Genomic DNA, 21,901 nt, shown 5'->3' with positions numbered 1-21,901 from the left:
TGACGGCGTGTTTTACGAAGATCGACGACGATCTGCCAGCCAGAACAGGCGGCGGGAGATAAATTGAAACCCTTGGTCACCGGACCAAGGGTTTCGTTGCAGCTTACTGACCTTGTTTGAGCAGGCCTTCGATTTCTTTGACCTTGGCCTCGACCAACGCCGGATCGCGACGGCTTTCAACGTTCAGGCGCAGCAGCGGCTCGGTGTTGGAGCCACGCAGGTTGAAGCGCCATTCGGCGAACTCAAGGCTGATGCCGTCAGTACGATCGATGTTCGACGCGCTCGGCGAGTAATGCTCGAGCACCTGACTCAGCACCGATTTGACGTCGGCCACCTTGTAGTTGATCTCGCCGCTGCACGGATACGCCGCCATGCGCTCGTCAACCAGTTCGGAGAACTTCTTGCCCGAAACGGACATCAACGCAGTCACCAGCAGCCACGGAATCATGCCGCTGTCGCAGTAGGCGAAGTCGCGGAAGTAATGGTGGGCGCTCATCTCGCCGCCATACACCGCGTCTTCTTTACGCATGCGCTCCTTGATGAACGCGTGACCGGTTTTGCACAGAACCGGCGTACCGCCTGCCTGCTGAACCTGATCGATGGTGTTCCAGGTCAGGCGCGGGTCGTGAATGATCTTCGAACCCGGCTCTTTCTTGAGCAGCATTTCTGCCAGCAGACCGACCAGGTAATAGCCCTCTACGAAGCGCCCTTTCTCGTCGAAAAAGAAGCAACGGTCGAAGTCGCCGTCCCACGCCAGGCCGATGTCGCAACCGTGCTTGAGCAATGCGTCGCGGGTGATGCTGCGGTTTTCCGGCAGCAGCGGGTTTGGCACACCGTTAGGGAAATTGCCATCTGGCTCGGCGTTGATGATCACCCACTCGAACGGCAGCTGCGACCTGATGGCTTCAAGTGCCGGTCCGACCGCGCCGTTGCCCGGGTCGGCAAGGATCTTCAGCGGGCGAAGATCGACGCCGCTGACGTAACTCAGCAGATGCTTGATGTAAGCGGCCTTGTCGGGGCGGGAATCCACACGGCCCGGACGTTCGGCCTTGTCACCGATATTGCCGGCATCGACGCGCTCACGGATGGCGTCCAGCCCGGTGTCACCGCTGATCGGCCGAGACTGGCCCTTGACCAGCTTCATGCCGTTGTACCCTTTCGGGTTATGGCTGGCGGTCACCATCACGCCGCCGTCGGCTTCGTAGTGGCTGGTCGCAAAATACACTTCTTCGGTGCCGCACAGGCCGATGTCGATGACATCCGCGCCGGCATCCTGAATGCCTTTCATCAACGCCTGAGCCAGCGGCGGGCTTTCGAGACGCATGTCGCGGCCCACCACGATATTTTTCGCACCCAACTCCAGCACCAATGCCCGCCCGATACGGTAGGCAATGTCGTCGTCCAGATCGGTGGGGACCTGGCCACGGATGTCATAAGCTTTGAAACAGCGGGTCTGAATAGCGGGATAGACGGAATTCATGTCTAAAAACCTATATGCAAAGAACCCACGGGTTCCGTTCAGTATGAAGCAGCCCAAACGACAGGCCACACGCATCCCTCGCGCACTTCAGTCCGGAGGCGAGGGTTAGGCAGTGGAAAACGGGATTTGTTAACTGGGGGGTGGAAATTTTTCTGGGCGGGGCCGAGGAATACAGCGCGGCTCAGGCCGGAAAGGCCTGGGCTTGCGTCAGGTAAAGGAACAGGGCGTCGCTTACGGCAGCGCTGACCACCTGAAAAATCTGAAACGTCTCAGACCTTTGGTTTTCTTGCCATATGAATCCAGTCGACGATTTCCCCTTCTGGAGTGTAGCCGCTCACTGTTTCGCGCAATATCGAACGGACTCTGCCGTAATCATCCACTCCAGTAGCTGCGAGCAACTCAGACAATCTCGCTTTGAGTACATCCCAAGTAAGAAAGTCTTCGTGTGCACTCATAATCATCGCGTGTCGAGTGGGCACCACGTTATCCCCGATCAAAAGCTCCTCGTAGAGTTTTTCTCCGGGGCGCAAACCGGTGAACTCGATCTCGATGTCGCCATGAGGATTTTGTTCGGAGCATATGCTGAGCCCTGACAGGTGAACCATTTTCTCAGCCAACTCGACTATCTTCACGGGCTCGCCCATGTCCAGGACAAACACATCACCCCCCAGGCCCATTGATCCAGCTTGAATAACCAGCTGCGCTGCTTCCGGAATGGTCATGAAATAACGCGTGATGTTCGGGTGAGTCACGGTGACGGGTCCTCCGGATTTTATCTGCCGGTGGAACAGTGGAATGACCGATCCGGAGGATCCCAGAACATTACCGAAACGCACCATCGTGAATCGCGTCTTGTTCACCCTGGCCACGTTCGACGGTTCCCCGAACATGACCGGAGCAGCTTCCTTGCTGAGCGCCTGCAGGACAAGTTCGGCTAGCCGTTTTGTGCCTCCCATGACATTGGTAGGTCTGACGGCCTTATCCGTCGAGATCAACACGAAGTTAGCAACGCCCGCCTGTAACGCAGATTGCGCTGTGTTCAGCGTTCCTATGACATTGTTGAGCACACCCTCAGCGATGTTGTGCTCGACCATAGGCACATGTTTGTACGCGGCGGCGTGGTACACAGTTTCCACCCGCCACGTTTTCATCACGTCCAGCAACTTTGGCGCATTACGGATAGTGCCCAAAATGGGCAGAATTGTGACCTGCAGCGATTCACGACGCGTGCGCAGTTCAAGCTCCGAGAGGATGCTGTACAAGTTGAATTCGCTGTGATCAAACAGCAACAGCGTAGCGGGACCGATCGAAAGAATCTGACGGCACAACTCCGAGCCTATGGAGCCACCTGCGCCGGTGACCATCACGACTTTGTCCCTGATGCAACGCTCCAGAAGGTCAGCTTGCGCAGGTACAGGATCGCGGCCCAACAAATCAGCGATGTCGACTTCCTGAATATCGTCGACCTTCACTCGCCCGCTGGCGAGATCCATAAATCCCGGAACGCTGCGAACATGCAGCGGGAATTGCTCGAGAAAACCAAGAATCTCTCTGCGTCTCGTGCGGGTACATGATGGGACTGCGAGCAGTATTTCCTGTGCCCCGGTGACATCCAGCATCTGTTGAATATGCTTGGGCTTATAGACCTGCAGCCCCGATATAACGCGGTTGGAAATCGTCGGATCGTCATCGATGAATGCAACCGGGCGCATCAGTCTGCCCATCCTCAAAGCCGCGACCAGCTGATTGCCAGCGGCCCCTGCCCCATAGATTGCGACCCTGGGAAGCGAATCATGACGAGGTACGAACGGAACATGACGCGTCGCGGAAAACCAGTCACCCAGGAAATACTGGCGCATGGCAAGGCGCAGCCCGCCTATCAAAATCAGGCTAAGCCACCAGTAATTGAAAATAATGGAGCGTGGGACGACCGGAATATGTTGGTTGTTCCAGTAGACAATCAGCGACAGAGTCAGTGAGGACAGACTGACCGCTTTGATGATCGTGATAAGCGCATCATTGCCGAAATACCGCAGCACTGCGCGATACATTCCCATCCTGATGAAAAATGGCAGTGCAACTATCGGTGCAGTGAGAAACAACCAACGATGCTGCGTCAGGGGCATCCACGGGTTTTCAATGCCTAACCTGACGATGAATGCCATCTCAAGCGCCAGCCACACCAGAGCAACATCGACCAGGACTTGTAAAAATCGTTTTTGGCGACGGGTCAAGCTCAACAAATAAGCCTTCAATTTATCCATCATCCTACGCCTCAAAACTCTCCAGAAAAAACGACAGCCCTCAAACAGCCCGATAACCTCGCGCTAGACGTGTTCAGGCGTTCCAGCATTGTATCTGATTGCCAGTGCGACCAGTGGAGCATAGGCGACCAATAGAGCAACAGGACCGTCAAGTTTGAACAGCACCACGGCAGCCGCCCAGGGAAACAACCAAAGTACATTGATCAGCAATACGGTGAGGGTGACCGGCAAATGCGCCTTGTGCCGGCGGGAAGCATATTGGTAGGCATGGGTGCGATGGGCTTCATAAACACGCTCACCGCGAAGGAGTCTGCGCATGAGGGTGAAAGTCGCGTCGACGATGAACACGCCTAACAGAATTAACCAGGCCCACAGAAAATCAGGGTTGCTTTGGCTGGCCTGCAGTGACAACGCTGCCAGCACAATGCCGAGGAACCCGCTCCCCGCATCACCCATGAAAATTCGGGCCGGCGGAAAATTCCAACACAAAAATCCACCTGCACTGACGGCTAAAAGCAGCGAGGTGGGGATGAGCTTGTTCTCGCCAATCCAGAAATACAAAACGCAGGCGCCAACGCATGTAGTAATGGTTTGAACACTGGCGAGGCCGTCAATACCGTCCATGAAATTATAGAGATTGAGCAGCCAGACGATATAAAAAGCACCCAAAACGGTTCCGATCCACCCCAAGTCAAAGCGGGTGCCGAACATCTCGATCGCTGGCAAGCCTCCAAGCCAGAACAGAATCCATCCTGAAGCAATGAAGTGCCCGGCTAGACGCCAACGAGCAGCGATATGCCCGTGATCATCAAGAAAACCCAGGATCGCCAAAGCGCCGCCTGCGCCAAGCAACCCGCACATATCGGAGAACTGCAATAGCTCTGAATACCAGAGGTAAGGCAGCACCGCCATGAAGGAGATGACGATAGCCACCCCGCCGCCACGAGGGGTAGGAACACTGTGCGAACTGCGCTCATTCGGAATATCGATCACGCTGTTTCGCAGCGCATACATTCGCAAGAGCCAGGTCAAAATAACGGACAACAGAAAAACGACCAGCGCCGATAGCCATAACACTTTCACGATAACGCACCCATGTACCAAGGACTCCATCCGAGGGCAAAAACCAAGCATCAGCGCTTTAGATAGCTTGCCAACTTAAAGGGCACCTTTAACGCGATCATTGCCAGGTTGGTGTAGATCCCGTTTTCCCTGCACGCTCTGACGATCTCCATATTCTGGTGCACGCGCCACCAAAATCCTGTGGTACTGATGCCACCATCGCGCATTTTCACAAACGTCGCCGGTATCCGCGCCATTGTGACGCCCTTCGACATAAACCTCGCCATCAATTCAAAGTCAGCCGAGACGCGGTAATTAATCTTGTAGTGACCCAACTTCGAAAATAATTCGCGGCGCGCATAGAAGGTAGGATGGGGAATCATGAAGCCAAAGCGTATTTTCCATGGGGAAAAGCCAGCAGAAGAATAGGTGCGCGTGACGGCATCGGTGTTGGTTCTCTCGACGAATACAAGATCTGCGTACACGGCGCCGATATCAGGTTGACGCTTCAATTCTTCGGCCAGTAAAGCAATAACACTGGCATCCTTGAATACGTCATCAGAGTTCAAGATCCCGACGTAATCACCCGTGGCGAGCGCAACCCCCTTATTCATCGCATCGTAGATTCCCTTATCGGGCTCGCTGATGAATTTCGCTATTCGCCCTTCGTACTCGCCCACGATAGAAACGGTGGCATCCTTTGATGCACCGTCCACAACAATATATTCAATTTCAGGATAACTCTGCGCCAGGACGGACTCGATCGTATCGCGAATAGTCGCCGCGCTGTTGTAGCAAACTGTAATTATAGAAATTTTCAAATGCTTAACCTTTTACCCGGCCGTATTTATCTTCGAAACGAACGATATCATCCTCTCCCAGATAAGAGCCGGACTGAACTTCAATCAATTCAAGGGGAATGACGCCCGGATTTTCAAGCGCGTGGATCTGCCCAATTGGAATGTAGGTCGACTGATTCTCAGTGACCAGATAGGTATCCTCACCATTAGTCACTTGCGCGGTACCGCTCACAACAATCCAGTGTTCCGCACGATGATGATGCTTCTGTACGGAAAGCTTCGCGCCTGGGTTGACGGTGATTCTTTTAACCTGATATCGGGGGCCCTGATCAATAGAGTCATACACGCCCCACGGCCGGTATACCTCTCTGTGTTCAAGGTGTTCCTGACGACCTTTTTCCTCAAGCTGTGCGACGATGCGCTTAACATCCTGAACGCAGTCCTTCTGGGCGACCAGGACGGCGTCTTTTGTTTCTACGATGATCAGATTATCAACGCCGAGCGTAGCCACGAGGCGATGATTGGCGCTGATATAGCTGTTCTTGCTCGCTTCGGTGACCACATCGCCTACTACGACATTATTGGCGCTGTCTTTCTCGCCAATATCCCACAGCGCTGACCAGGATCCGATGTCGCTCCAGCCAGCCTTCAGCGGCAGAACAACCGCATCTTGGGTGTGCTCCATGACGGCATAATCGATCGAGTCGCTTTTGCACCCCACGAAAGCATCGACACCAACGCGCACGAAATCCAGATCTTTTCGAGCGCTGGCCATCGAGGCCCGACATGCTGAAGCGATAGCAGGCGCATGTACATCCAGCTCCGCCAGATATCGACGTGCCTTGAACATGAACATGCCACTGTTCCAGTAGTAACCGCCCTTGCTAACGAACTCTTCAGCGTGCTGACGATCAGGTTTTTCAACAAATTGATCTAACAGGTAGCTGCTGTTCGTAGAAGGCTCCCCGGATTTGAGATACCCGTATCCAGTCTCTGCGTAGGTCGGCACGATTCCAAAAGTAACAAGCTTTCCATTATCGGCAAGCCGCTCAGCGTCAGCTAGGCTGGAGTGGAAAGCGCTCACGTCTCCTATGAAATGATCCGCCGGCAGAACGAGAAGCGTCGGGTCATCTTCGAACTCCAAGGCGTGCAACGCTGCCAATGCTACCGCTGGGGCGGTGTTTCTACCCTCTGGCTCAAGCAAAATATGCGCGTGGATACCTTTGAGATGCCTCAGCTGTTCAGCTGCAAGAAAGCGATGCTCTTCATTGCAAATCACGATCGGCGCACCGAACGTATAGCCAGTCAGACGACCTACCGTCGATTGCAGCATTGATACTTCGGGATCGACCAGAGGTAAAAACTGCTTTGGGTTCAAATGCCGCGACTGTGGCCAGAGCCTGGAGCCAGAGCCACCCGCCAAAATTACCGGATAAAACATTGTGCAATCCTTCACACGGATGCAGGGTTAACGCTGCTGGTGACTTTAAAATGAGCTGAATTCCGGGGGATGCAAACGTCAGCTTCTCGCCTCAAGACGATGCTCCACGAACCAACGGTAAGCATCTGCCAGGCCGGCTTCCAGACTGATGCTGGACTTCCAGCCCAAGCGTTGTAGACGACTGACATCCATCAGTTTACGAGGCGTCCCATCAGGTTTAGTGCTGTCGAAAACCAGGTTGCCGCGAAAGCCGGTTACCTGAGCAACGGTCTCGGCCAACTCCCTGATCGTGCAATCTTCCCCTGTGCCAACGTTGATGTGGGAAAGCATGGGTTGTGTGTGTGTGGCATAGACATCGGAAGGCAGCTCCATGACATGCACGCTTGCTGCGGCCATGTCGTCAACGTGGAGAAACTCGCGCATCGGTTTACCGCTCCCCCAGATCACCACCTCAGTTACATTCTCCGACACAGCCTCATGAAATCTTCTCAGCAGTGCAGGGATAACGTGGCTGTTTTCAGGATGAAAATTGTCGTTGGGGCCATACAGGTTCGTTGGCATCACGCTTCGATAGTCACGCCCAAACTGGCGATTGTAACTTTCACATAACTTGATGCCTGCAATCTTCGCGATCGCGTACGGCTCATTGGTAGGCTCCAGCACGCCGGTCAATAGCGCGTCTTCTTTCATAGGTTGTTCAGCATCACGGGGATAGATGCAGGACGACCCGAGAAACAACAGCTTTTGCACACCAGACAAATGCGCGGCCTGGATGATGTTTGCCTGGATCATGAGGTTTTGATAGATAAAGTCGGCGGGCATGACGTTATTGGCGTGAATCCCCCCCACCTTTGCAGCAGCCAGATAAACCTGATCAAACGAATGCGCGCCGAAGTATTCGTTGACCGCATTCTGATTGAGAAAATCTACTTCATCACGCCCAGCGCAGACGATGTTCGTGTACCCAAGCTTCTTCAATTGGCGGACGATCGCGGACCCGACCATGCCCTTATGTCCGGCGACAAAAACCTTCGCTGACGTTTCCATAGCCATCTCAATTCTCCACAGATACGGGAATTTCGTGGCCGTGGGACTTCAGCAGGGCATGCCGTTGGGCTGCCTTCAAGTCTTCCCTGACCATTTCCGCGCACATTTCCTGAACGGTGATCTCAGGGGTCCAGCCAAGCTTTTCTTTCGCTTTTGAAGGATCCCCCAGCAATGTTTCGACTTCTGCCGGACGGAAATAGCGAGGGTCAACGCGGACGATGACGTCTCCCACATTCAGGACGGTCGAAATGGCCCTGTCTACGCTGTCCACGATACCGACTTCGTCAACACCTGTTCCTTCGAATCTAAGAACAATACCCAACTCAGCCGCGGACCACCGTACGAAGTCGCGCACCGAGTGCTGCACACCGGTCGCGATCACATAGTCCTCAGGGGTGTCTTGTTGAAGCATCATCCACTGCATGCGCACATAATCCTTCGCATGCCCCCAATCACGCAGCGCATCCATATTGCCCAGATACAGACACGGCTCCAAACCTTGAGAGATATTGGCAAGCGCTCGAGTAATCTTTCTGGTTACAAACGTCTCTCCCCGACGTGGCGACTCATGGTTGAACAGAATGCCATTGCACGCAAACATGCCGTATGACTCACGGTAATTGACCGTAATCCAGTACGCATAGAGCTTTGCGACTGCGTAGGGAGACCTTGGATAGAAGGGAGTGGTTTCTTTCTGCGGTGTTTCCTGCACCAAGCCGTACAACTCAGAAGTCGATGCCTGATAAAACCGGGTTTTTTTCTCAAGCCCCAGGAGTCGAATCGCTTCCAGAATACGCAACGTGCCCATGGCATCCACATCGGCAGTGTATTCGGGCGACTCGAAACTCACCGCAACGTGCGATTGAGCGCCGAGATTGTAAACCTCATCAGGAGCCACCTCCTGGATGATCCTGGTGAGGTTTGACGAATCAGTTAAATCGCCGTAGTGAAGCACGAAGTTGCGATTGTCGATGTGTGGGTCTTGGTAGATATGATCGACCCGCTGGGTATTGAATGAAGATGCACGGCGCTTGATGCCGTGAACTTCGTAGCCCTTTTCTAACAGCAGCTCAGCTAGGTAGGAGCCGTCTTGGCCAGTAATACCGGTAATTAAAGCTTTTTTCATGAAGAGTTAACCTTGGAGTTTATTTTCGCCAACTAGCTAAAGAGAGCCTCAAGACCTCAAGAGCGCGTCACCACTATTACGAGACTGGTTCAGATACCTACGGAAGTACCAATGAAAAACCAATGGGAAAACGAGGAAATCGAAAAGATTGAATAAATAAAAAATATCGAAATAGGCTCTAAACAAATATAAAAAAAGAACGAATGCTAGCAAATATAGTTTATCTATTACCAATTGAACGAAAGAAGCAAATACTATAACAAGAAAGGGCAACAGAGCAGCACCATAGAAGGATTGCAATCTGATATAAGCGTTGTGCGGGTTCCCACCGAAATCGACAACAGCATTCACCTGACTTAAGTCCATACCTTTCAGGATGTTCAAGAAATTCAAGTGATCGACAAAATCTCCGGCAATTTTGAAACGGTCACTTGTGAGCCCTGCGCCAAGATTGGTGTCCATCATGATAACTTCCATTATCTGGCCCCAAAACAGAGCAATTGAAAGCATTGAAAAAAACGCGCACAGCGCTGCTGCTACGGGGCTACGCTTAATTAATACAGAAGAAAATAGAAGGGCTGAAATAACAAGCCCGTTGCGACTATAGAGAGGAATACTCACAACGACTACTAAAAACAAAGGCCACAGCGCTATTACTTTCCCTGTTGAAATTCGGGAATAAATATACCCACTTGCAAGCGCTATCAAGGCACCTGAATAGACATTCCTACTAGAACCCTCTAGGAGGCTATTAAACTGCGAAGGGCCGAACCCCTCCGCGACGATGAGGTACAAGCTGAAGCCAAGCATCAAGTAAAATGGGCATTCGAAGAGCACAAAAGACTTTTCGGCATCTACAATGAACCATGCGACACCAAAGCACCCCAAAAGTATAAAAAATGTAAACACACTTCTAAAAGCCGTCTCATCGTAATTCAACCATGAAAATCCAAATATGCATATAAATACCAAAATAGTACAGACGAATGGCTGCCCGGCTCTTCTATCTCGATTTATAAGCATAATAAAAAAAATAAGTGTACCAATGACAACTACACAAGTCCTCAACGTGAGGTTGCCATAATAAAACGCTGCGGCACATAGCCCAACGTAAACGAAACTGAGCCCGAGCAAAGTGAAATGGCATAATTTGGTAAAGATCTTATGGCGCATTATCGACTCCGGAACCAGGCGAAGCCCAAACGCCTAATACTTCAGACGAGGGAGATATCTTAGATGCAGAAAGCAGAGTCACGCCCTCACGCTCCAGTGAGCGCTTAAGCTGTGTTAGAAGAGTACGCGTTCCCACCCCATTCTCTCCAATCGCCGTTTTATGCGGCGTAGCCAAGTCATCTGAAAGGGGAACCGGGCCGATATCTGCAGCGTCGTCAAAAATCATAGCGTCAGGGCTGCCGCCATAAAAATGTGGTCCGCCGAAGTCCAATCCATGAACAACGATATTCTTAAATCCCATATTTCTCGCAAGTAATATCATGCTGACTACGCTGGAAACCGCCTGAGGTAGAACACTACGTTCGGCCAATGCTTTTTTTAAAACGTAAGGGACGCCTTCCGGGCTAAAAATTCGAAAGTGACGATCTTTCATGAAGAGCGCATTATCACCATAAAGCCCAACCACCATGCCAACGGAATTTTTTAGTTCGGATATGTTTTTAAATATGACTCGTGAATGATCAAATGCTTTTAATTTTTTAAGACCAGAATATAGCAATACTGACCCGTGCAGGAAACGTTGATTCTTACATGAAGCACATTCTACGAAGTGTAGGTCTGGATCAGAACACTTTAAAAAAGAATAATTAAATCCTATAACAAAAGCGGCTGGTCTAGGAATACTGGAAAAAGTGTAATTGAGACTCCAGCCTGACGCAAGAATATGGCAATCCGACTTTAAGGAATGCTGGTCGGACACTTTGAACTCGACCATGCCAGCTTTGCGGAGACGACCCACGCGATATAGTTGAACTTTAGACTCCCACAACACCCAGAACGCATCAGCGATGAACAATTGCAGCGGTACTGGTAGCCGCTGCAGCAACCATCTAATTTTTTTCTTGATCAAATTTGAGCTCATCGAGTATTACCGGCGTGTTAATTGAGACGTCACGTGTCACCGAGCATCCCAGAATTTTATCGAACATTTTCGGAGACGCACCAAATCCAGGCCTGACGCTTCGAATACAGTCTTCTGTAATTACAGAACCTGCTCTAAGCGCTTTGACGAAATACAGGGAACGTCTGAACTGTACATTTCCAATTTCACTAGACTTTCGCCCATAGTCGATTCCTCCCAAGGCGCTCCAAGCGGTCTTGGTGTCACGGCAAAGCGCTGCCAGTTCCGTAGGCTGTAAAGAAAACGAGTCGTCAGGACCGCCATTATTTCGATCAAGCGTTACATGTTTTTCGATGATTGATGACCCCAGCGCAACGCTAGTTATTGCAGTAGTGTTATCCAAAGTGTGGTCAGACAAACCTGTCACTAATCCAAACCTCTCCCTCATATCTGAAATAGTATGAAGATTATAGTCAGCCGCTGGAGCCGGATATCCACTTACACAGTGCAAAATTGCAAGCTCTGAGCAACCACCTTCTCGTGCAGCATTGACTGCCTCATAAATCTCTTCAGCATCAGCCATACCCGTCGAAATTATCATTGGCTTGCCGGTTGACGCAACGTATCTAATCAGCGGCAAGTCGACAGCTTCAAATGATGCAATCTTATACGCCGGAGCGCCTAAATCCTCAAGTAGATCCACGGCAGTATTGTCGAATGGGGAACTAAAGATAGTGATGCCCAAACTTCGAGCAAATTCGAACAAAGGGGCATGCCACTGCCATGGCATCTGCGCTTCTTGATACAAGTCATACAATGTCCGACCATCCCAAAGCCCGCCGCGGATACGAAATTCGTCGGAGTCCGAGTTTAGTGTGATTGTATCCGCTGTGTAAGTTTGGAGCTTGACTGCATCAGCTCCTGCAGCCTTCGCCTGATATATAATATCTTTGGCTGTTTGAAGTTTGCCATTATGATTAGCAGACAACTCAGCAATTATATAAGGTGAATAGTCAACTCCAATTTTCCTGCCATCGATCGCAATGAAAGGGTTCATTTTTTTATCCTAAATAATGTACTAAGTTTACACCAAACATCTTCAGAAATCATTGCCCACTCTGAGGCTAAAATACCCAACCGATGAATATCATAATAAGCTCCGTCAACGAAGTGCTGCTGACGAAATACCCCCTCAGTTGAAAACCCGAACTTTTCGTGTAATTTTATTACCGACTGATTAAAGTCAAGAACTTCACAACTCAATTTATGAAGGCGGAGGTTATTAAATGCATAATCTAATGCTAGAAATTCCATCCGGCTTCCGGTACCACGCGGTGCTTCAGGTGAAGCGTAGAATGCCCATTCAGCAGTTCTACTTACTAAATTGACCTTATTGAATCCTACGATACCCAATGCCAATCCATCGTACTCATACATAAAATAGATTTGATCAGTTCGATCCTGAACGTTGCGCCACCAATTGATGTGCTCACTTATTGAAATAATATGATTGGTGTACATATTCCTTCTGACGCTCGGAGCATTGCGCCACTGGAGCATTAACTCCAACTCCTCGTCACGGATAGGCCTGAGCACCCCAAAACCGTCCATACTTTTCTTTCCTCAACCCCGACAAGGAGCACCAATCAAATGAACAACTCGTACTTTAAATAAAAAAATTAGCCCAAGCATTAAACGCTTTGAAAAGAGCATTCATACTTTAAGCGTGGGAGCAGTACGATTGCATGACATTATCATCATTATCGTTGGCGCTATTCAGCAAACGCTAGCGATTGAATTGCCTGAAACATGATTTCCGCGCGGACCCAATCTTCGGGAGTGTCTATGTCCTGCACGAGATGCGCTGGCAATACCACTGGTACCGTATGGTCTGCAAACACCGGCAAGCCTTCTAGCCAGGCCCGAGCTGTACCCCAGTAAAACTGACCTGCATCATGAAATGCTTCTTCCAAATCTTGCGAACGACTTTGGTAAGATGAGGGGTCAATCATCTGTATTTTGCCCGCAGCGCCAATTTTAACTGCGCGTTGAATGGGCGATGAGTACCTGCCTACCGACATAACAAAATTTGCATTGCTGTCCAAGAGTAGGTTTAAGCCTTCTCTTAAATAGAAAGGTGATACGAACGCCGCAGTCGCGTAAATGCAGCAAACCTGATCATGTAGACTGCTCAGCTGGCACTCTCGTATTGCGTGCTGTATCACCGGTATTGTCCCGGCATAGTCGTCAGCAAGAGTTGATGGCCGTAAAAAAGGGACTGAAGCTCCGTATTTCATGGCGACGTCCGCTATTTCTGGATCATCAGTTGAAACCACCACTTGGTCAAAACATCCGCTTTCGATCGCTGACAGAATCGACCAAGCTATCATGGGCTTTCCACAAAAATCCTTAATATTTTTACGAGGAATTCGCTTACTTCCTCCGCGGGCAGGAATGATGGCCAGTCTCATTACAGCAACGCCTGATGTAGAGCTACGATTACAGTATCCTGGTCGACTTCAGACATCGTTGGGAAAAGCGGGAGGCTAATCGCTTCCTCATAATAGGCCTCAGCCTCGGGAAAGCCCTCGCCGCTGAATCCCATTTGCTTATAGTAAGGCTGTTTATACACGGGAATGTAGTGCACGTTCACACCAATGCCTTGGGCGCGCAGAGAACGGAACACTTCCAGGCGGCCTTTTGATATTTTATTTAACTGAAGGCGTATCACATAGAGATGAAAGCCTGAATAGCTTTCAGGATGCTGCCAAGGCGTTACTACCGGTAGCGAGGCAAGCAAGTCATCATACCGAGCTGCAAGAGCGTGCCGCTTACTGACATACTCATTGAGGCGGTCCAGTTGACTGATTCCCAACGCGGCCTGCAATTCAGTCATCCGATAGTTGTACCCTAGATCAATTTGCTCATAATACCAAGGAGCAGGACTGGTCTCTTCCATGAGATCTGGATTGCGCGTAATACCGTGGCTTCGCAGCAACTCCATCCTTCCCGAAAGCGCTGCGCTATTGGTTAGCACCAATCCGCCCTCGGCGGTGGTAACAATCTTTACAGGGTGAAAACTGAATACCGTAATATCACTGTACTGGCAACCACCTATAAATTGATCTTTATACTTACCGCCAATCGCGTGAGATGCATCCTCTATCACCTTGAAACTGTAACGCATCGCCAAAGCATGTATGGCTTGCATATCACAAGATTGGCCGCAAAGGTGCACGACGACCAGTACCTTCGGCAGCTTTCCTTCGCGAGCTGCATCTTCCAGCTTAAGGCTCAATGCGTTTGGGCAAAGATTGTACGTTTTCGGATCGATATCGACGAAGTCGACGTTTGCCCCGCAATAAACACCACAATTCGCGGATGCTACGAAGGTCACGGGCGACGTCCACAACCAATCTCCCGGACCCAGATCCAAAGCCAAACAGGCAATGTGCAGGGCGGAAGTTGCACTGTTAACAGCGAGGGCATATTTCGCGCCTACATGTTTCGCCACTCTGGCCTCGAATTCAGGAACCTTGGGTCCCTGCGTCAGGAAGTCAGATTGCAAAACCTCAACAACGCTTTCGATGTCCGCCTGCGTGATGTCCTGCCGGCCATATGGAATCATTCTTAGATACTCCCTATTTTTCCTTCATTTGCTTTAATCCATCGCTGCAAATCTTCGTCAGACATCCACTCAGTGTTATTATCGCTCGAATAAACAAACCCTTCGGGGACTTTCTTGCCATCTTTTATTCTGGTTGGGCAGCTAGCCCACTCATTGATGACAGGAAGAATTTTGAAGTGCTCAGGGTATTCGTACGTATAGTAAGCATCTTCTGCACTAATCATCTGCTCGTGCAGTTTTTCCCCAGGGCGAATACCGACAATCTTTTGACTGGCATTGGGAGCGACTACGCGCGCAAGATCCGTAACTTTCATGGAAGGAATTTTCTTGACGTAAATCTCGCCTCCTTCCATATCCTCGAACGCGTGCCACACTAGCTCAACTCCCTCCTCCAGCGAGATCATGAAGCGCGTCATTCGCGCATCGGTGATTGGAACTTCGCCTGTGCCCTTCACTGACATGAAGAACGGAATAACCGAGCCCCTTGATCCCATGACATTGCCGTACCGCACTACCGCCATCCGAGTATCGTGTCCGCCGGCGTAGGAGTTTCCTGCTACGAACATCTTGTCGGACGCAAGTTTGGTAGCGCCGTACAAATTGATTGGACTGCTGGCCTTGTCAGTAGACAGCGCCACTACTCGCTTCACGCCTTTGTCGATACAAGCGTCAATCAGATTCATTGCGCCGTTAATGTTGGTTTTGATGCATTCGAATGGATTATATTCTGCCGTAGGAACAATTTTAGTAGCTGCCGCATGCACAACAAAATCCACACCGTCTAACGCACGATAAAGGCGATCTTTATCCCTGACATCACCGATAAAAAACCGCACTCTTGGATCATTAGCGAACTTCTTCGCCATCTCCCACTGCTTCATTTCATCGCGAGAAAAAATGATTATCTTCTTCGGGTTGTATTTTGCCAGGGTCATCGGAACAAAGGTGTTACCAAAGGACCCTGTACCACCGGTGATAAGAATAGTTTTATTAGTGAACATATTCACTTCCTTACATACTTTTGATAGGTTTTTTGACGAGCACATCTTGTGTCGTAAAAATAACTCAATGTTTTCCAGCACAGAATTAGTACCTGCGCCGCCAACACTGCTACTGGAATTGCGATCGCGCCTATTAGATCAACCAAGACCCACGCCAAACCGCAGAAAACTATAAATCCTGCCAAATGACTTCTAATAATAGGAGAGTCGAGTCCCTTGGCATATAGACCATAATGAGGAATCATACTCAGGCCACTCATCACGGACCCAGCCAGCACCCAAGGGAAGAGATATTTTTCTTGGATGTAAAGGTCCTTCCCCAGCCACTCTAGAATCGGGCCAATTGCTAACAATGCAATAAAACCAAATAAAACACTCACGACGATCGTATGTATCGCTAGCCTCTTAAACTCTGTATTGAATCCATCATCATTTCCGTCATGATGCAATTTGATCATGTTGGGATATATGAATGAAAATACACCAGCATCTAAAAATGAGATTAGCGCCGCACTGAGACCGGCGAATAGAACATAAGCGCCCAAATAGCGCAGCCCGGCGGTGTGTTCAAACCAATACCTGTCAACCGTCGATATTCCTCTCAGTGCTAAGGTAGCGATCACCAAAGGAACCGCTACCTTCAAGCCTGTCGCAATCCAACGCCAATCAACGTCGGCCCGCCAGCCTCCGATATTCAGCCGCGAAAGCTTATGGAGGGCGATCACCATAGCCACGCCACCACCAATCAGCCAAGCGCCCAGCACCATTGACAACGTACGATAATCTACGTCGTAATACATCAAGGCCGTCACCAAAATCGCCCAAGCGCCTGACCTGACAAACAGCATCACGCTGACCGTTAATTGCTCTGAGACTGCTACGAGCAATCTGCTGAGCTCCTGATTGAGATGTTCCAACACCAATAGACAAAAAAACCAGCTCATCAACGTCCAAGGCAACAGGTCTTGGTAGAACAAGATGGATAGCCCCGGCATCGCCAATGCGTACAGCACTGCTGTCAGTGCAACTTGAGACTTCAAAAATTCACCCCAACGACTCCGATCATATTTCAAGAGTTCGCGGGTCGTGTAGGTGTAGAAATCAAAACCCAACACATACAGTGCATAACTGACAGTCACGACCATCAAACCGTATAACCCGAGGTCCTCAGGATTCAGCAACCGGGCCAAAAAAAAGACGAGCACAAATTTGCAGCCGAGCGTCAGACTGCGGAGTGCCACGCTCAGAAGTCTTCGATAACTTGCCGGCATCATCGCAAAGGTTCCGCTGAACGTCGGGCAAGGTGCGAACGAGTGAGCAGCAGGTCTGTATTCTTGGTCATAGGTCTCTTCGGACACGCTACCGCCCCAGGATTTAACGTTCGTTTCCTGAAAACGCAGCTTCTGATTGTCTGGCCGACGACAAGCCGGCCCGGTTTAGCCCAACGCTATGCTCGCCAGCGGCACACTGACCTGTTGCTGGCGGTTCAAAATGTTGATCAGCAGAATCACACGCTCCTCGCCGTCCTTCCCGAGGAAAACGGCGTCGAGGTCTGCGTACTCTTCGTGCTGGAATTTCACGGTTACGCCCGCCTTCAGCGGCGCAGCCGTCGTATCGATCACCCGGTTCTTCAACTCGGCGACTAACGACGCGCGAACGGCCAGTGGCTTACCGCCAAAGCTGACGATACGGGCCACGCCGCGAGTCGAGCGCAAAGGCGCCCAACTGGTGTCGTATGGAAGGTTGATGAACAGATAACCCGGAAAAAGCGATTCGGAAAGGGACTGCATGGATCCCTTGACCACTTCCTGGCGCACACACATGGGCCGAACACACTCATAGCCCTGACGAAGCAGGTTGTCTTGAGCACGCGCGTCCTGACGAGGCTTGCATTGCACCAGATACCAGCTTTCCTGCGGTATCTGACGTGGGGCACTGGTAACGCTTAAAATATCCATCTCCTGTCACCGCTTGCGTATGCGTCCATCGCATTGCGGCCTTACTGCTGGCTGATGCGTCTTGAGTCGGTCCGTCTGCCTGGCAGATTTCATCCAGGCAGATCGTTGGAGGACCGCTTATTCGATAATCAACGGCATGCGCTTGAGTTCGTATTTCCTCATCAGCACGCTGCGTAATGCCTTCCTTGCTTGTGGCTCGCCGTGGACAAGCCGGATTTCGGACGGCCACTGTGACATTTCAGTCACGAACTTTACCAAACCCTGCTGATCGGCGTGTGCAGAATATCCGCCCAATGTGGTGATTCCCGCATGAATGTCGTAACGCTCTCGATCAAGCTCGACATAACCGCCTTGCGGCCCATGCTTTTGAATCGAGGCGCCGGGCGTGCCTTTGGCCTGATAACCCACGAATACGACATTATGCCTCGGGTCACCGAGCATGGCTTTGAGGTAGTCGACAATGCGACCGCCGGAGCACATGCCGCTGCCCGCAATCACGATAGCCGGTCTGCGGGTGCTGGTCAGGTAATTGACTACCTGCAAATGGTCGGCATGGGTTTCGACCTTGATCAGCTGTTTGAAATTGAGCGGGTTTCGCCCGCCAGCCGCACGAAGGGTTGCTTCTTCGTCCCAGTAATCGGCAAGCCCCTCGTACACCGCGCTCAGCCTGGTCGCCAATGGCGAGTCGAGGATGATCGGAAGGGTTGGCCAGTCAATGCCCATTCCGCCCGCTTGCGCCGTTTCGCTCTTGGCCGCCACGCTAACGGGAATGGCTTTGCGGTGGAGAATATCCTCGATTTCGTACAGCAGTTCCTGCGTGCGCCCCAGACTGAATGCAGGGATAAGGATCGTGCCCTGATCGGCGAGCGCCTGTTCGATCACCTTCTCGAGGCGCTCATGCCGCGTGCTGCGGTCTTCATGCAGGCGATCACCATAGGTGCTTTCCAGCACCAGCGTGTCGGCGCGCTCGGGTGACATCGGACTCGGCAGGATCGGCGTGTCCGATGCTCCCAGATCACCCGAGAATACGATCCGCTTGCTCCGGTTTTCCAGCGGGTACTCAATGTCACATTCGACGTACGCCGACCCCAGAATATGCCCGGCACGCTGAAGCCTGATGCGGCATTTGAGCTCAGGGGTGTCGACGATGCCGAACCAGTGATCGAACGGCAGTGCAATGACGCGTTCGGCGATCTGCTTGAGGTAGCGCTCGACCAGCGCACCATCGTGGCTGTACTGAATGCTGAACGCGTCTTCAAGCACTACTGGCAGCAGTAACGCCGATGGTTCGCTGCAAAGGATCGGGCCCTTGAACCCGGCGGCGAGAAGTTCGGGAAGTCTTCCTACATGATCGGCGTGTACATGGGTGATGACCAGCGCCTTGATCGAGGCAACCACGTTTTCAAACGGAGCGCCCTCCGGGTTCAGCCGGTGCTGGGTCGCTGCCTCCTCACCCTGAAACAGCCCACAGTCAATCAACAGGCTCAGCGCGGCGTCCAGCGCCAACTGGTGACACGAACCCGTGACGCCCTCGACTGCACCATGGTGAATGATTTTCGGGTATTGCATGAGAGTCCCTCTCAACAGACTTAAAGAACCACGCCCTCAAAAAGGGCGACGTAGCATAGCGGCTGAGCCAGCGACGTCTTGTCTTTAACGTTTCAAGGTATGACCAGGTATCGGCTCACTTGAAGAGGGGTCTGCTGCGACGCATGCCTGCCAAATGCTGAATGCTGGCGATCAGCACGCCAATGACGGCACCCAGAATCAGTGCGAGGCAGACGATCAATACCTTCTGCGGTTTGACAGGTCTCTCAGGCGCCTCGACCGCACCATCGCCGATATATACCCTCACCGTGGCAGGATCGATCTGGATGGCATGCAGGTATTCGGCGCGCGCCTGCAGGGCTCGCAAGTTCGGGATAAAAGGATCGTCGGAAGTACGCGCCTTCAGATTGTCGATCTCTGCGCGCAATGCTTTGGCGCCCCTCATATAAACAAGCGAGCCGTTCATGTCTGCGGAAATACGCGAGGGCCCACCGGCCGTGATAATGGGTGGGTTCTCCAGGCCGATGTTTTCGGCGATGCGCAAGGCCTCATTCAAACGAGCCAGCAAGTCGCGACGGTTCAACTGCGCGCTCTCGCGCAGGCCAGCGATTTGCAATTCGATATTGCGCGCCAGCACCTGGTTCTCGCTTGAAACGTTGAGGATCATCTCGGTCTTGGACGCTTCTTCGATCCAGTCGATATAGGTCTGCAGCCAGTGCGCTGCTTGTGGCGCGTTGGTGTGCAGGAAGCGCACGCTATTGCGGCCAAGTGGAGCAAGGCTCTGCCCACGCACCACGGGATCGGTGGCCACAACCGAAATGGACCGCATGAACTTGCTGTACAGCGCGGTGCGCGAACCCGCGCGTTGCTCGGCACTGAGCGAAGGCAGGTAGAGCTCTTCGAAGAATCTCTGACGCAACGCTTCGGATTGCAGATTGCGCAGGAAGATGCCGTAGACGTCATCAACGGTGAAAGGCACGACCCCTTCGTCTTCCGAACGGCCCGCGTTGAAAGCGGCTATGCCGTTCGCCGAAGGTGGCAGCACGGAAGTCCTGGCCTCATACATTGACGGGGTCAGGAATAAGTAAGCGCACGCAACGATAAGGCACACGCCAACGCTTAGCGCGACTGACAACTTGCGCTGCCAGACCACTTCAAGAAAAGAAAAGAGATTAATTGACTCTAAATGAGAATCACTGCGTTCTAAAACAGCCTTGTTCAAACCAACCGCCTGTCATCAGTCCAATCAATGCAGGCGCGTCAACTCTAACGGTTGATGTGCTTGGAAATGCCACGGCATGTTTCCACCTACAGGTATGAAGTCATCGTGCCATCAAACGAGTGGATTTCCAAGACTTGACATCAATGCGTAACGAATTTTCCTACAATTGTGATGACTCTATTCTCTTCGCACTTCGGAAGCGTCTCACAACATACCTAGCGATCGCGACTACGACACCCAAGATGCCGCCACCTAATACACCCAGCAGCAACAAGAGCGCCTTCTTCGGTTTGATTGGACGATCGGGCTCTTCCACGTTGCCATCTTGTCGATATAAGGCAACATCTTCGGGGTTAACATTAAGCCCATGATAAAAGCCGGCCTTGATTTGCAGGTCGCGCAGGTTCTCGATGAAGGGGTCGTTCGACTCGCGCTCTTCGAGATTTCTGATCTCGGCCCTCAGCGCTTTCGCACCGCGCATGTAGGTCAGTTGACCGTCCATGGCAGCAGAGACTTCAGAAGAGAGATTGCCGGAGATCAGGGGCGGGTTCTCCAGACCAATCGACTCTGCGATGCGCAGCGCTTCCTTCAACTGCACGATGCTGTCTTCCTGAGCTTCCTTGCCGCTGATGCGCAGGGTTTCGATCTGCTGCTCGATATTGCGAGCGCGGACCTCGGCCTCGCGGGTCACGTTGCGAATCATCTCGGCTTTCGCAACGTCATCCGCGCGCTTGAGGTATTCCGTTATCCACTGGACTGCTACAGAGGGATCGTTCGTCCGCGCACTGATTTCATAGCGGTCTGATGACCCTCGAACCGGGGCAATGGTCAGATCAGCCAGCAAGGCGGCGTATAGCAGTTCTCTGGAACCTTCTTGTTTATCTTTGGGAAGTGATGGCAGATAAACATCATCAAAGAACTTGCGACGCAATGACTCGGATTGAAGACGACGAATGAATACATCGTAGACATCCTTCACCGAGTACGGATCAAGTTCGGCCTCTTTGGTGCGGCCATAGTTGAAATCAGCGATGCTGTTGTAGGTGGGAGGCTGCAGGAACAGTTTCGCTTCGTACACGGGCTTGCTCAGAAACGCGTAAGCCCCGACAGCGACGGTAACGATAAGGGTGATGAGGATAATCAACGTCTTTTGAGCCCACAGTTCCCGGGCCACTTCGATCAAGTCAATCTCGTCCGCGTCCTGCGAATATCGGGAAGAAGTCGTCATGTATTAGTCCTTTATATTTGGA

At 51.6% G+C, this 21,901-nt stretch carries 19 protein-coding genes; all 19 read right to left on the bottom strand.

Annotation, left to right across the window (positions count from 1 at the left end):
- Window positions 1-103: 103 nt before the first annotated feature.
- Window positions 104-1,480, bottom strand: a complete 1,377-nt coding sequence (locus AAGQ88_RS07155) for a phosphomannomutase (protein WP_342654845.1) — start codon at window positions 1,478-1,480, stop codon at window positions 104-106.
- Between the two features lie 269 nt (window positions 1,481-1,749).
- A complete protein-coding gene (locus tag AAGQ88_RS07150; RefSeq protein ID WP_285425061.1) occupies window positions 1,750-3,744 on the bottom strand; it encodes a nucleoside-diphosphate sugar epimerase/dehydratase in 1,995 nt (664 codons plus the stop codon).
- A gap of 63 nt (window positions 3,745-3,807) precedes the next feature.
- A complete protein-coding gene (locus AAGQ88_RS07145) occupies window positions 3,808-4,827 on the bottom strand; it encodes a glycosyltransferase family 4 protein (protein WP_342654844.1) in 1,020 nt (339 codons plus the stop codon).
- A gap of 50 nt (window positions 4,828-4,877) precedes the next feature.
- Window positions 4,878-5,627, bottom strand: a complete 750-nt coding sequence (locus AAGQ88_RS07140; RefSeq protein ID WP_342654843.1) for a glycosyltransferase family 2 protein — start codon at window positions 5,625-5,627, stop codon at window positions 4,878-4,880.
- A 4-nt stretch (window positions 5,628-5,631) separates the two neighbouring features.
- On the bottom strand, window positions 5,632-7,047 hold the full coding sequence (locus AAGQ88_RS07135; RefSeq protein ID WP_342654842.1) for a mannose-1-phosphate guanylyltransferase/mannose-6-phosphate isomerase: 1,416 nt from the start codon (window positions 7,045-7,047) through the stop codon (window positions 5,632-5,634).
- A gap of 78 nt (window positions 7,048-7,125) precedes the next feature.
- On the bottom strand, window positions 7,126-8,100 hold the full coding sequence (locus AAGQ88_RS07130) for a GDP-L-fucose synthase (RefSeq protein WP_342654841.1): 975 nt from the start codon (window positions 8,098-8,100) through the stop codon (window positions 7,126-7,128).
- 1 nt (window position 8,101) lies between these two features.
- On the bottom strand, window positions 8,102-9,220 hold the full coding sequence (gene gmd / locus AAGQ88_RS07125) for a GDP-mannose 4,6-dehydratase (RefSeq protein WP_285425066.1): 1,119 nt from the start codon (window positions 9,218-9,220) through the stop codon (window positions 8,102-8,104).
- 48 nt (window positions 9,221-9,268) lie between these two features.
- Entirely contained in the window at window positions 9,269-10,393 is a 1,125-nt protein-coding gene (locus AAGQ88_RS07120; protein ID WP_342654840.1) for a hypothetical protein, read from the bottom strand.
- Window positions 10,383-11,303 (bottom strand): hypothetical protein, encoded by a 921-nt coding sequence (locus AAGQ88_RS07115; protein WP_342654839.1) that lies wholly within the window; start codon window positions 11,301-11,303, stop codon window positions 10,383-10,385. Before AAGQ88_RS07115 ends, AAGQ88_RS07120 begins: the two co-directional genes overlap by 11 nt.
- Window positions 11,284-12,351 (bottom strand): pseudaminic acid synthase, encoded by a 1,068-nt coding sequence (gene pseI / locus AAGQ88_RS07110; RefSeq protein WP_342654838.1) that lies wholly within the window; start codon window positions 12,349-12,351, stop codon window positions 11,284-11,286. Before pseI ends, AAGQ88_RS07115 begins: the two co-directional genes overlap by 20 nt.
- A complete protein-coding gene (gene pseH / locus AAGQ88_RS07105; protein WP_342654837.1) occupies window positions 12,348-12,905 on the bottom strand; it encodes a UDP-4-amino-4,6-dideoxy-N-acetyl-beta-L-altrosamine N-acetyltransferase in 558 nt (185 codons plus the stop codon). The genes pseI and pseH overlap by 4 nt, the downstream gene beginning before the upstream one ends.
- Before the next feature lie 161 nt (window positions 12,906-13,066).
- Window positions 13,067-13,765, bottom strand: a complete 699-nt coding sequence (gene pseF, locus AAGQ88_RS07100) for a pseudaminic acid cytidylyltransferase (protein ID WP_342654836.1) — start codon at window positions 13,763-13,765, stop codon at window positions 13,067-13,069.
- Window positions 13,765-14,922 (bottom strand): UDP-4-amino-4,6-dideoxy-N-acetyl-beta-L-altrosamine transaminase, encoded by a 1,158-nt coding sequence (gene pseC / locus AAGQ88_RS07095; RefSeq protein ID WP_342654835.1) that lies wholly within the window; start codon window positions 14,920-14,922, stop codon window positions 13,765-13,767. Before pseC ends, pseF begins: the two co-directional genes overlap by 1 nt.
- Window positions 14,923-14,924: 2 nt before the next feature.
- A complete protein-coding gene (gene pseB / locus AAGQ88_RS07090) occupies window positions 14,925-15,923 on the bottom strand; it encodes a UDP-N-acetylglucosamine 4,6-dehydratase (inverting) (protein WP_342654834.1) in 999 nt (332 codons plus the stop codon).
- 2 nt (window positions 15,924-15,925) lie between these two features.
- On the bottom strand, window positions 15,926-17,281 hold the full coding sequence (locus AAGQ88_RS07085; protein ID WP_342654833.1) for a hypothetical protein: 1,356 nt from the start codon (window positions 17,279-17,281) through the stop codon (window positions 15,926-15,928).
- Window positions 17,282-17,359: 78 nt separating this feature from the next.
- Window positions 17,360-17,881, bottom strand: coding sequence for a transcription/translation regulatory transformer protein RfaH (rfaH, locus tag AAGQ88_RS07080; RefSeq protein WP_285425075.1), 522 nt, complete (start codon window positions 17,879-17,881; stop codon window positions 17,360-17,362).
- 117 nt (window positions 17,882-17,998) lie between these two features.
- Window positions 17,999-19,450 carry an MBL fold metallo-hydrolase gene (locus AAGQ88_RS07075; protein WP_342654832.1) on the bottom strand — a complete coding sequence of 484 codons (1,452 nt, stop codon included), beginning with the start codon at window positions 19,448-19,450 and terminating at the stop codon, window positions 17,999-18,001.
- Window positions 19,451-19,565: 115 nt separating this feature from the next.
- Complete coding sequence (locus tag AAGQ88_RS07070) at window positions 19,566-20,651, bottom strand: Wzz/FepE/Etk N-terminal domain-containing protein (RefSeq protein ID WP_342654831.1); 1,086 nt, start codon at window positions 20,649-20,651, stop codon at window positions 19,566-19,568.
- Window positions 20,652-20,811: 160 nt separating this feature from the next.
- On the bottom strand, window positions 20,812-21,879 hold the full coding sequence (locus AAGQ88_RS07065; RefSeq protein WP_342654830.1) for a Wzz/FepE/Etk N-terminal domain-containing protein: 1,068 nt from the start codon (window positions 21,877-21,879) through the stop codon (window positions 20,812-20,814).
- Window positions 21,880-21,901: the final 22 nt, after the last annotated feature.

Origin of the sequence: Pseudomonas sp. F3-2 (assembly GCF_038804275.1) — a bacterium.
GTDB lineage: Bacteria > Pseudomonadota > Gammaproteobacteria > Pseudomonadales > Pseudomonadaceae > Aquipseudomonas.
Note: the sequence above shows the minus strand (reverse complement) of the source record. Positions and strands in the feature narration are given on the sequence as shown.

Bases quoted from the DNA above. Each gene is read 5' to 3' on its own strand.
- gmd (WP_285425066.1), bottom strand. From the start codon at position 9,220: ATGAAAAAAGCTTTAATTACCGGTATTACTGGCCAAGACGGCTCCTAC.
- AAGQ88_RS07075 (WP_342654832.1), bottom strand. From the start codon at position 19,450: ATGCAATACCCGAAAATCATTCACCATGGTGCAGTCGAGGGCGTCACG.
- pseI (WP_342654838.1), bottom strand. From the start codon at position 12,351: ATGAACCCTTTCATTGCGATCGATGGCAGGAAAATTGGAGTTGACTAT.
- pseC (WP_342654835.1), bottom strand. From the start codon at position 14,922: ATGATTCCATATGGCCGGCAGGACATCACGCAGGCGGACATCGAAAGC.
- AAGQ88_RS07120 (WP_342654840.1), bottom strand. From the start codon at position 10,393: ATGCGCCATAAGATCTTTACCAAATTATGCCATTTCACTTTGCTCGGG.
- AAGQ88_RS07150 (WP_285425061.1), bottom strand. From the start codon at position 3,744: ATGGATAAATTGAAGGCTTATTTGTTGAGCTTGACCCGTCGCCAAAAA.
- AAGQ88_RS07135 (WP_342654842.1), bottom strand. From the start codon at position 7,047: ATGTTTTATCCGGTAATTTTGGCGGGTGGCTCTGGCTCCAGGCTCTGG.
- AAGQ88_RS07065 (WP_342654830.1), bottom strand. From the start codon at position 21,879: ATGACGACTTCTTCCCGATATTCGCAGGACGCGGACGAGATTGACTTG.
- AAGQ88_RS07155 (WP_342654845.1), bottom strand. From the start codon at position 1,480: ATGAATTCCGTCTATCCCGCTATTCAGACCCGCTGTTTCAAAGCTTAT.
- pseH (WP_342654837.1), bottom strand. From the start codon at position 12,905: ATGGACGGTTTTGGGGTGCTCAGGCCTATCCGTGACGAGGAGTTGGAG.
- AAGQ88_RS07130 (WP_342654841.1), bottom strand. From the start codon at position 8,100: ATGGCTATGGAAACGTCAGCGAAGGTTTTTGTCGCCGGACATAAGGGC.
- pseF (WP_342654836.1), bottom strand. From the start codon at position 13,765: ATGAGACTGGCCATCATTCCTGCCCGCGGAGGAAGTAAGCGAATTCCT.
- pseB (WP_342654834.1), bottom strand. From the start codon at position 15,923: ATGTTCACTAATAAAACTATTCTTATCACCGGTGGTACAGGGTCCTTT.
- rfaH (WP_285425075.1), bottom strand. From the start codon at position 17,881: ATGGATATTTTAAGCGTTACCAGTGCCCCACGTCAGATACCGCAGGAA.